A 9,982-nucleotide genomic window follows, 5' to 3' on the forward strand; every position below is an offset into this window, starting at 1 on the left:
GCCCTCCACGTCCACCGCACCCGCTCCGCCGCCACCCGCACCCACGCCCACACCCGCGGCTGGGGCTACCTCGTGTGGACCGGCAGCCGCCACACCCTCGAATCCCTGAAGACCCGCAAGGTCGACCCCCGCCACGACTCGGCCCTCACCAACCGGCTTACCCGAGGCCCCCTCACCTGGCCCGACCTCCAAGCCCTTACCCCAGACCTGGACCTCCTCGACCTCACCGCCCTAGCCCTCCGCCACAACTGGCGCTGGGACCGCGCCTCCTTCCGCCTGTCCGCCCCTCCCACCTAGCCCGCCCAAGATCAGGGAGCTCCCACTGCCCGAACTCGGACAAATCTCGACAGTGACAGCTCCCTGATCTTGAACCTCAGCGCCTCGATCAGGCTGTGGGGGAACCGAACCAGCGGGTTAGGGCAGGGCGGAGGTCGGATTGGTCGTCGCCGAGCCAGGCGATGTGGCCGTCGGGGCGGAGGAGGATGGCGGGGGCTTCGAGTTGTTCGCTGACGTCTACGACGTGGTCGACTCGGTCGGACCAACCCTCGACGGAGAGGCGGCCGGTTTGGTCGAGGAGGAGGCCGCCGCCCTCGTGGAGGAGTTCGTAGAGGCGGCCGCGCTTGAGGGTGATGTCGCGTTGGCGGAGGCCGACGGGGGCGGGGGCGTCGCCGAAGTCGTAGCGGGTGCTCAGGGCGATGACCTTTTCGGTGAGGTGGCGCTTCACCTCGGGGAATTCCATGAGTTCGGTGAGGAGGCGGCGGATCGACTGCGGGCCCGGCTCGGGGAGGGAGAGTTCGGTTTGGCCTCGGGTGTTGTTGAGGACGTCTTCGGCCCAGGGGCGGCGTTCGGATTCGTAGGTGTCGAGGAGGTCGGCGGGGGCCCAGCCGTTGACGGCGGCGGCGAGTTTCCAGCCGAGGTTGAAGGCGTCTTGGACGCCCAGGTTGAGGCCCTGGCCGCCGACCGGGGGGTGGATGTGGGCGGCGTCGCCCGCGAGGAAGACGCGGCCGACTCGGTAGTGGTCAGCCAGGCGGGTGGCGTCGCCGAAGCGGGAGAGCCAGTGCGGGGAGTGCATGCCGAAGTCGGTGCCCGCGATGGATTGGACCTGGCGGCGCAGTTCCTCGAAGGTGGGCGGGATGCGGGGGTCGTCGGAGAGGCCCTCGGCGGGGGCGCCCACGCGATACCGATTGCCTCCCAAGGGGACCGCGCCGAAGCGGCGGTGCGTCTTGTGGAGCTCCATGACCGTCGCGATGACTTCCTCACGCGGCGTGGTCAATTCGACCTCACCCAGAAGGGTTTCGATACGGCTGGGCTCGCCCGGGAAATCGACGCCGATCGCCTTGCGCACCGTGGAGCGGCCGCCGTCACAGCCGACCAGGTAGCGGGCGCGCAGCGTGCTGCCGTCCGCGAGTTCGGCGGTGACGCCGTTCTCGTCCTGGGCCAGGCCGACCAGTTCGGTGCCACGCCGGATCTCGGTGCCCAGTTCGACCGCGCGCTCGGCCAGCAGGCGGTCGGTGATCGGCTGCTGCAGGCCGAGGACGAACGGGAATGTGGTGTCCAGCTCGATCGGTGTGGCGGTGTAGATGCCCGCGAAGAAGCCGTTGGTCGGATGCTGGGTGCCGAGCTCGAGGAAGCGGTCGGCGATCCCGCGCTGGTCGAGGATCTCGACCGTGCGGGCATGCATGCCCATCGCCTTCACGACCTTGGTCGGTTCCGGGTCGCGGTCGATCAGCAGTGTCTCGACGCCCTGCAGGCGCAATTCGCAAGCCAGCATCAAACCCGTCGGCCCGGCACCGGTAATGATCACATCGAACATGAAGACCACCCATCGTCGAAGTCCGGATCAGCAATTCGCGGAAGCTATTTCCGCAGGTACTGACCTTCGGCCGACGATTGTGCGCCATCACCGGGGCCTTGCCGCAAGCCCCCCTATGCGATATATGTTGAAGAGGGAAGGGGACAACTCTCGTAACTCTCAGGGGCTTCGCCCCCGAACCCCCTACGGCTACTTCAGCACCAGTCCCGCCACGATGAACGTGACGATGACCATCACCGCGAACCAGGTGATGAGCTGCCAGTGCATGATCGCCGTTTTCTGGCTTGCCACCGTCAATCGCAGGGTCGCGTCGACGCGGTTGTGGTCGGCGATCTTGCGGCGGGTCTGGGCCAGGTCGTCGGCCTGCTGTTGAGCGGCGATCTCGGCGCGTTCCAGACGGTGGGTCAGGCGCAGGAGTTGCTTCGTCTTGTCGCGGGTTGCCTTGCGCGCCAAGGCGAGTGCCGTGCGCTGGTTCATGAGTTCCTGGCGCTGCCGTGCGATGACGGCGGCCTGGGTTCTGGTGTGGCGCTCCCAGTCGGTCACCGTCGCCCATCCTCCCGTGTGCTCGTCGCGGCAGCCGAACGCTATCTCCTCGGCCACCCAGCCCGTAATGAATTCACGCAGTTCGCAGGCGGATTGGCGAGCCGCGGCCACTCCACCCGGTCCGGCGGCCAGCATGCCGCCGACCACCCGGTATTCGCAGCCCTCGGCGGCGAAGTCGTCGATGCCCACGGCCGGCAGTTGCGCCGTCCAGAATCCGGGCGGGCAAACCCATAGCACCTCGCTACAACCCCCGGTCCGCAGCTCGGTGGTGAGCACCCGCGCGCGGGTCAACTCGGGTGGGGCGCTGGACACCTGGATGGCGCACACCCGATCGCCCTTGCGCCACAGCACGTCCACGGTGTGCGTGCCGAACGCGGCATCCACCTGAACGTCCTCGGCGCCCGCGGCCAGCAGCCGCCCGCGTAACCAGAACTCCAGCCGCCGCACATCCCAGCGGCAATCCGGGCAGTCGGATTCCCGGCACCGCTCCCCCGCCGCATGCCCGCGCGAATCACGCGAATCCCCCACCGCCGTCGTCGGATTCGAGCGCGGATCCGGGTCGGCCAGGGCCACCGAATGCTCGCGCGGACCCTGGACTCGCCTCGTTCTCACAAGATCACCCCAGCCACCACACTCCACCGCAGGGACCGCTTCCGTCTCATCGGAAACCACCAGCCCGTGCCGTTACTTCCAGAGTGCAGCAACGCGGCCACCACCCGGCAGGAAAGCGACCAGATTCGTTACCCGATCGCGAGCCTCGTGTGATCAAGCGCGAGGCGGTTCGTAACCGATGCCCGGGATGCCGGACCGTCTTGCCGCCGCTACTCTTTCGCCATGCTCCCCCCGCAGTCCCCCGACCCGCAGTTGCGGGCGCTCGCCCCGGCACTGCGGCAGGCACGCGCCGCCAACTCGGTGGCCTTCGCGCTGCAGGGGTTCTTCCTGGCCGTGATCCTCACCGAACTACCCCAGGTGAAGGAAAGATTCGCGCTCACCGACGGCCTGATCGTGGCATTGGTCGCGATCATCTCGCTGCTCGCGGGCGTGGGCAGCGTGACCGCGGAACGATTGGCCCTGCGCTGGTCGAGCCGGACCGCGCTGCGCATCGGACTCGGGCTGATCGCGGTGGCGGGCGTGGCAATCGCGGCGGCGCCCAACAAGATTCTGCTGTTCGTGGCGCTGGCCGTGTACGGCGTGGCGGTCGGCATCGTGGACGCCGGAACCAATATGCAAGCGGTCTTCATTCAACACGGCTATGGCCGATTCGTGCTGTCCTCGTTCTACGCGGCGTGGAGCGCGGGCTCGATCGTGGGCGCGCTGTTCGTCTCGGCGTCGGAGGCGCTGGACGTGCCGGTGTGGGGCGCGGTGCTGATCGCGGCGGCGCTGGTGCTGGCGGGCTGCCTCGGGGCCGGGCCGCGACTGCTGGGCACCGATGAGGCGGAAGCCGGTCCGGCCGAACACGAACCGACCAGTGCGGTGCCGGTGCGGATCTTCCTGCTGTTCGGGGTGGTGATCGCGCTGGCCTTCGCCATCGACCTGGCGGTCGGCAACTGGTCGGCGCTGTACCTCAAGGACGAACTGCTGTCCTCCTCCACGCTGGCCGCGCTGGCGCTGGCCGCCTATCAGGGCGCGTCGCTGCTCGGACGGCTCACCGGCGATCTGTGGGTGCGGCGCTTCGGACCGCGCGCGGTGGTGCGGGCGGCCGCGGCGGTCGGGTCGATCGGACTGGTGATCGTGGTCGCGGCGCCGGGACCGATCGCGGCCATCCTCGGGTTCCTGATCGCGGGCATCGGGCTGCCGGTGATCGCGCCGCTGTGCTTCAGCGAGGCCGGGCAACTCACCAGCGGCCGCGATCTGGACGCGCTCATCGCGCGGCTCAACCTGTTCAACTACGCGGGCACGCTGGTCGGCGGCGCGGTGGTGGGCGGGATCGCCGATGCGGCGAATCTCCGTGCCGGATTCGCGATTCCGCTCGCCCTCGCGGTGGTGCTGATCGGGTTCGCGCGGATCTTCCACACCCGCAACGGTGCGAGCACCTCGGCCGCGGCGGCCGCGGCCGAACCTGCTTGACTGGAGCGGTGAGCGATTCCCCAGACATCGACACGACCATCGACCGAGCCGAAACCGACGACATAGACGCGCTGGCCGCCGTGGCGGCCGCGACCTTCCCGCTGGCCTGCCCGCCCGGATCGACACCCGAGGACGAGGCCGCGTTCATCGCCGCGAACCTGTCCCCGGAAAGGTTCGCCGAGTACCTCGCCGATCCGGAACGGGTGGTTCTCAAGGCGGTTCAGGACGGACGGATCGTCGGCTACGCGCTGCTGAACACCTTTCCGCCCGCCGACCCGGATGTGGCCGCGGTCATCACCGAGCGGCCGGTGACCGAGATCAGCAAGATGTATGTGATGCCCGGCCAGCACGGGAACGGCGTCTCGGGGGCGCTCATGCGCACCGCCCTCGACGCCGCCCGCGATGGCGGAAGCACGGCCGTGTGGCTGGGCGTGAACCAGCAGAATGCCCGCGCCCAGCGCTTCTACGGCAAACACGGGTTCACCGTGGCCGGGACCAAGACCTTCACGGTCGGGACCCAGCTGCACCACGACTACGTCATGAAGCACCAGCTCTGAGCTGTCCTGCGGCAGTCCCACCGAGCTCGAGGTGGCGGCCCGCGAATCGCTGCCGCATGCGGCGATCGTGGGTCACCAGCACCACCGCGCCGGTGTAGCCGTCCAGCGCCTGTTCCAGGTCCTCGACCAGGGCCGGGGACAGGTGGTTGGTCGGCTCGTCGAGCAGCAGCAGATCCACCGGATCGGTGACCAGGCGGGCCAATTCGATGCGGCGGCGCTGACCATAGGACAGTTCACCGACCCGCAGCCGCAGCTCCGCCGGGTGGAACAGACCCAGCGACAACAACTCTCCGGCATGCTCGTCCGGGTAGCCGACCCGGCCCGCGGCGAACGCCTCCAGCACGGTCAGCTCCGGCGGCCACGGGGATTCCTCCTGCCGCAGATGCCCGACCCGGCCGCGCACGCTCACCACACCGACGTCAGCCGCCAACTCACCGGCCAGCAGCCGCAGCAGCGTGGTCTTGCCCGCGCCATTCGGTCCGGTCACCAAGAGCCGCTCGCCCACCTCGATCCGCAGGCCGTCCAAGCGCAGCCGCCCTTCCACCGCAACCGAATTCACCTCCGCGACCGGTAGCGTGTCGGTCTCGTCGATCACCGCCGCCGCGGCGCCGGTCGTGGCCAGCTCCGCGCTGAACCGGAGCGGATCCGCCGGTGGCGCAACCGGTTCCGAGGTCAGGCGAGACACCCGCTCCTTGGCGTTGCGGATGCGCGATTGCGCGCCGTGGCCGCGGCTGCGGGTCCGGAAGGGGCCCGCCGCGAATACCGCGAGCGGGAGTTTGCGCGGAATCGCGTCCAGGCGAACCACATTGGATTCGGCCAGGTGCTGGTTGCGGGCCAGCTCGGTGCGCCATTCGCGGTATTCGAGCTCCTGGCGATGCCGTCGCGCGGCCTTCGCGCGCAGGTATCCGGTGTAGCCGTTGCCGTGGCGGGCGACCTTGCCCGCGTCGACCTCGAGCACCGTGGAGGTGATGCGCTCGAGGAAGACTCGGTCGTGGGTGACCGCGACGACGGTGCCGTCGTGCTCGCGCAGCTGCCGTTCCAGCCATTCGACCGCGCTGTCGTCGAGATCGTTGGTGGGCTCGTCGAGCAGCAGCAACTCCGGTGCGGAGGCCAGGGTGGCCGCCAGCGCCAGTCGTCGCCGCTGCCCGCCGGAGAGCGTGCCCAGCAGGCGATTTCGGTCGAGTCCGGGCAGCCCGAGGCCGTGCAGGGCCGCGTCCACCCGGGCCTCGGCCTGGTAGCCGCCGCGCGCCTCGAAGCGGGCCACCAGGTCGGTGTAGCGCTCCAGGCGGCGGCCGAGCGAACCCGGCACCGCCAATTCGGCTTCGGCCGTGCGGATTCGGGACTCCAGGCCACGAATATCACTCAGCGCCAGGTCGATAGCGTCGGCGACGGTGGCGGTGGGCGGCAGCTCCAGGGTCTGGGCCAGGTAACCGATGCCGCCCGGCGCCGCCACGATCAGCTCACCATTGTCGGGAACTTCCCGACCTGCGATGAGCCGCAACAGAGTTGACTTGCCCGCACCATTGTCGCCGATCACGCCGACCTTCTCACCGGGGCGGATGGACAGACTCACCGCATTGAACACGACACGGTCGGCATAACGCTTGCTCACCGCGGACAGGGTGAGCTGGGACACGACAGCAGATTGGAGGGTAAGCACAGTGATCTCCCATTTATTGGGGTGAATGAGGGACTCGCGGCGGAGCGAAGCTCAACGCGGCGAACTGATCACACGAACAAGAAGAAGAAACCCATGAGGGTTCGTAGAGTAGGCCGGACTCGACACGGCCGTCAATTGTTATCCGGGTCACGCCCTCCCGAGCTGGGCGAAAGCGGTTGTCAGGACAGCATTTTCGCCTTCAAGGCGGCGATATCGGAGTCGGACAGGCCCAGACCGTTGTGGACGTAGCCGTCGAAGCTGCCGTAGGACTGGTTCGCCTGGTCGAAGGCGGCGTCGAGGGCCGAGGAGACGACGCCGTTGAGGGCATCGCCCGGGGCGGCATTGCGGTAGTAGTTCGACAGCAGGTAGTCGTAGTAGACCGTGTCGCGGTCCACACCCAGGATGGTCAGCATGACCGCGGCCATCCAGCCGGTGCGGTCCTTACCCGCGGTGCAGTGGAACAGGACGGTGCCGTCGGTGGTGTCGATGATGTCGCGCAGGATCTGCGCGAAACCCTGATTCGCACCCGGCGTGGTGATGAACGCGCGGTACAGATCGGTGCCCGCGCTGAAGGTGGAGAGCACGACCTGCGGCGGAGCTTGGCCGATCACGTCCTCGTTGTGGAACACCGCACCCGCCGGGACCCGGTCCGGGGACATCGCGATCTCGTAGGACGTGCGCAGGTCCTCGTCGAATCTCAGGTTGTGGTCGGTGAGCCAGGACAGCGCCTGATCGCTCGCCTTGCCCAGTTCGCCGGTACGGAAGACCAGCCCCGTGCGGACGGTCTTGCCGTCGGTGGTGCGGTAACCGCCTGTGTCACGGGCATTCTCGACGCCCGGCAGCGGTAGCGCGCGTTCATCGACACCGATGACGACCGCCGAAGTCGGAGTGGGCGCTTCGACGGCGGACGCGGTTCCCGCCGCGCCGATACTCACCGCGACGGCGGCCGAGAAACTCAGGGCTAGGCGTAATCCACGGGAACGAAGCATGCGCTGTCTCCTCGATCGGCACCCGGCAAGTTTCTAGCAAACATACGGGACCGATCGAGGAGTGCGGAAGCACCTGTCAGGCGAGCAGTTTCGCCTTCAGCGCCGCGACATCCGCGTCCGACAGCTTCAGGCCGTCGCGCACGTAGTTGTCGAAGCTGCCGTAGCTCTTGTTCACCTGGTCGAAGGCCGAATCCAGGGCGGCGGCGGAGACGCCGTTCATCATGTCGCCGTCCTTGGCGCCGCGGTAGTAGTTGGACAGCAGGTAGTCGTAGTAGACCGTGTCCTTGTCCACGCCCAGCAGGGTGAGCAGCACGGCCGAGGTCCAGCCGGTGCGGTCCTTGCCCGCGGTGCAGTGGAACAGCACGCCGCCGGGATTGTAGGCGATATCGCGCAGCACGTTGGCGAAGCCCTCGCTCGCGCCCGGCGCGGTGATGAAGGCGCGGTACAGGTCGGTGCCCGCGGACAGGGTCGACGCCATCACCTGCGGCGGGGCCTGGCCGATGATGTCGTCGTGGTGCTCGCTCGCGCCGGCGGGGACCTTGTCGACGCCCATCAGTTGCTGCTCGTAGGAGGTGCGCAGATCGTGCACGGAGACAACGTTTTTCGCGGTGAGCGCGGCGAGATCGGCGTCGGTGGCCTTGGACAGGTCGCCGGTGCGGAAGACCAGGCCCGTGCGCACGGTGTGGCCGTCGGCGGTCTGGTAGCCGCCCGCGTCACGGGCGTTGAGGACACCGGTCAGGCCCAGGGCGCGGTTGTCGGTGTTGACCAGCACGCTGCTGGTCGCCGCGGGCGGATCGGCGGCGAAGGCGGTCGCCACCGACCCGAGAGTCGCGGACATGGCGATGGTGACCACCGCGGCAGCTTTCACAGCACGGGTACGCAAGGTGTTTCTCCTTCCGGGGCCGAAAACCGAATCCGGCCCGGCTTTCGCTGACCCCCGGAATTTATTACCTAAGGCAACTATGAGAAACAGCGGGTCCGACAAGCGCGTTTTACGCGTGCACCGGAGCCTCGAACCGCGACAGCGCCAGCAGACGCGAGATCGCGCGCAGGTACTTCTTGCGGTAGCCGCCGTCCAGCATCTCCTGGGTGAAGATCTGGTCCAGCTTCGCGCCCGACACCGTCACCGGGATGCCCGCGTCGTAGAGGCGGTCGGCCAGCACGACGATGCGCAGCGCCACCGCCTGGTCGGCGACCGGATGGATGTTCGAGATGTACACGGCCGACACACCATTGATGAGCGCGCCGTACCGCGATGGGTGCAGGGTGCTCAGATGCTTGGTCAGCGCGTCGAAATCGTCGAGGGTGGAATCCGCTGTGGCGGCGGCCTTCTCGACCAGATCCTCCGCGGAGGTCGGCTCGGGGGCGGGCGGCAGGTCGCGGTGGCGGTAGTCCGGGCCGTCCACGCGCACGGCCTCGAACAGCGAGCCCAGCTTCTTGATCTCACGCAGGAAGTCCTGCGCGGCGAAGCGGCCCTCGCCCAGCTGACCGGGCAGAGTGTTGGAGGTCGCCACGATCGAGACGCCGCGGTCGGTCAGCTCGGTGAGCAGGCGCGAGACCAGCATGGTGTCGCCCGGATCATCCAGCTCGAACTCGTCGATGCACAGCACGCTGTTGGCCGACAGCCGCTCGACGGCATTGTTGAAGCCCAGCGCGCCAACCAGATTGGTGACCTCGCCGAAGGTGCCGAAGGACTTGGGGCTGGGCACGCTGTGGAAGATCGAGGCCAGCAGGTGGGTCTTGCCGACGCCGAAACCGCCGTCGAGGTAGAGGCCGATGCCGTGCACCGGCTTCTTCTTCCCGAACAGGGGCTTCTTGTCCGCGGCCTTGCGCAGGGCGGTCACGCGCTCGGCGAACTGGGCGGCCGTCCGCACGGCCGCGGCCTGGGAGGGCTCGTTCGGGTCCGGAATGTAGGAACCGAAGCTCACCTCGTCGAAGGTGGGCGGCGGAACCATCTGGGCCACGAGCTGGTCGGCCGGAACCTCCGGGTGGCGATCGACGAGGCGTTGTTGCACCGGGCAAGCCTAGAGGCGTGGTGGGATAGGTCCTTATGCAGCGTATGCCGAATGCGATTCAGCTCACAGATCTCACCCGCGACGAGCTGGTGGAGTTGTACGCCTATCCGGTAGAGCCATCCGTCCCGTATGTCCGTGTCAACTTCGTCACCAGCATCGATGGGGCGGTCACGGTGGACGGGCGGTCCGGCGGGCTGGGGACGCCCGCCGACAAGACGGTGTTCGCGCTGCTGCGGGATCTGGCCGATGTGGTGCTGATCGGAGCCGGGACGGCGCGGGCGGAGAACTACGGTGCGGCGCAAACCGATTCGGAATTGCGTAGGCGGCTGGCCGAGGCG

Annotated in this window: 9 protein-coding genes and 1 pseudogene; 4 read left to right on the forward strand and 6 right to left on the reverse strand. The window is 68.3% G+C overall.

What is annotated here, in order from left to right; all coding sequences use genetic code 11:
* A pseudogene (locus ACAM49_RS35625) lies at positions 1-297 on the forward strand (hypothetical protein); the annotation flags it as partial.
* Positions 298-385: 88 nt separating this feature from the next.
* On the opposite strand, the gene rox reads toward ACAM49_RS35625, so the two are convergent.
* Positions 386-1,813 (reverse strand): rifampin monooxygenase, encoded by a 1,428-nt coding sequence (rox, locus tag ACAM49_RS35630; RefSeq protein ID WP_369639942.1) that lies wholly within the window; start codon positions 1,811-1,813, stop codon positions 386-388.
* Between the two features lie 189 nt (positions 1,814-2,002).
* Positions 2,003-2,968, reverse strand: a complete 966-nt coding sequence (locus ACAM49_RS35635) for a hypothetical protein (RefSeq protein ID WP_369639943.1) — start codon at positions 2,966-2,968, stop codon at positions 2,003-2,005.
* A gap of 222 nt (positions 2,969-3,190) precedes the next feature.
* Here ACAM49_RS35635 and ACAM49_RS35640 point away from each other — a divergent pair, with 222 nt between their 5' ends.
* Positions 3,191-4,423 (forward strand): MFS transporter, encoded by a 1,233-nt coding sequence (locus ACAM49_RS35640; RefSeq protein ID WP_369639944.1) that lies wholly within the window; start codon positions 3,191-3,193, stop codon positions 4,421-4,423.
* Positions 4,424-4,449: 26 nt separating this feature from the next.
* The gene (locus ACAM49_RS35645; protein WP_369639950.1) at positions 4,450-4,980 is read left to right on the forward strand and encodes a GNAT family N-acetyltransferase; all 531 of its coding nucleotides are present in this window, start codon (positions 4,450-4,452) and stop codon (positions 4,978-4,980) included.
* Here the strand turns inward: ACAM49_RS35645 and ACAM49_RS35650 are convergent.
* The 4 genes from ACAM49_RS35650 to zapE all read right to left on the reverse strand — a co-directional run bounded on the left by ACAM49_RS35650 (position 4,961) and on the right by zapE (position 9,644).
* On the reverse strand, positions 4,961-6,616 hold the full coding sequence (locus ACAM49_RS35650; protein WP_369639945.1) for a TlrC/CarA/OleB/SrmB family ABC-F type ribosomal protection protein: 1,656 nt from the start codon (positions 6,614-6,616) through the stop codon (positions 4,961-4,963). The genes ACAM49_RS35645 and ACAM49_RS35650 overlap by 20 nt on opposite strands.
* Positions 6,617-6,819: 203 nt before the next feature.
* A complete protein-coding gene (locus tag ACAM49_RS35655; protein ID WP_369639946.1) occupies positions 6,820-7,629 on the reverse strand; it encodes a tyrosine-protein phosphatase in 810 nt (269 codons plus the stop codon).
* Between the two features lie 76 nt (positions 7,630-7,705).
* On the reverse strand, positions 7,706-8,512 hold the full coding sequence (locus ACAM49_RS35660; RefSeq protein WP_369639947.1) for a tyrosine-protein phosphatase: 807 nt from the start codon (positions 8,510-8,512) through the stop codon (positions 7,706-7,708).
* A gap of 109 nt (positions 8,513-8,621) precedes the next feature.
* Positions 8,622-9,644, reverse strand: coding sequence for a cell division protein ZapE (gene zapE, locus ACAM49_RS35665; protein WP_369639948.1), 1,023 nt, complete (start codon positions 9,642-9,644; stop codon positions 8,622-8,624).
* Positions 9,645-9,679: 35 nt separating this feature from the next.
* On the opposite strand from zapE, the gene ACAM49_RS35670 reads away from it, so the two are divergent.
* A partial coding sequence (locus tag ACAM49_RS35670; RefSeq protein ID WP_369639949.1) for a dihydrofolate reductase family protein occupies positions 9,680-9,982 on the forward strand: 303 nt, incomplete at its 3' end.

The organism is Nocardia sp. JMUB6875 (assembly GCF_041154655.1).
GTDB lineage: Bacteria > Actinomycetota > Actinomycetes > Mycobacteriales > Mycobacteriaceae > Nocardia.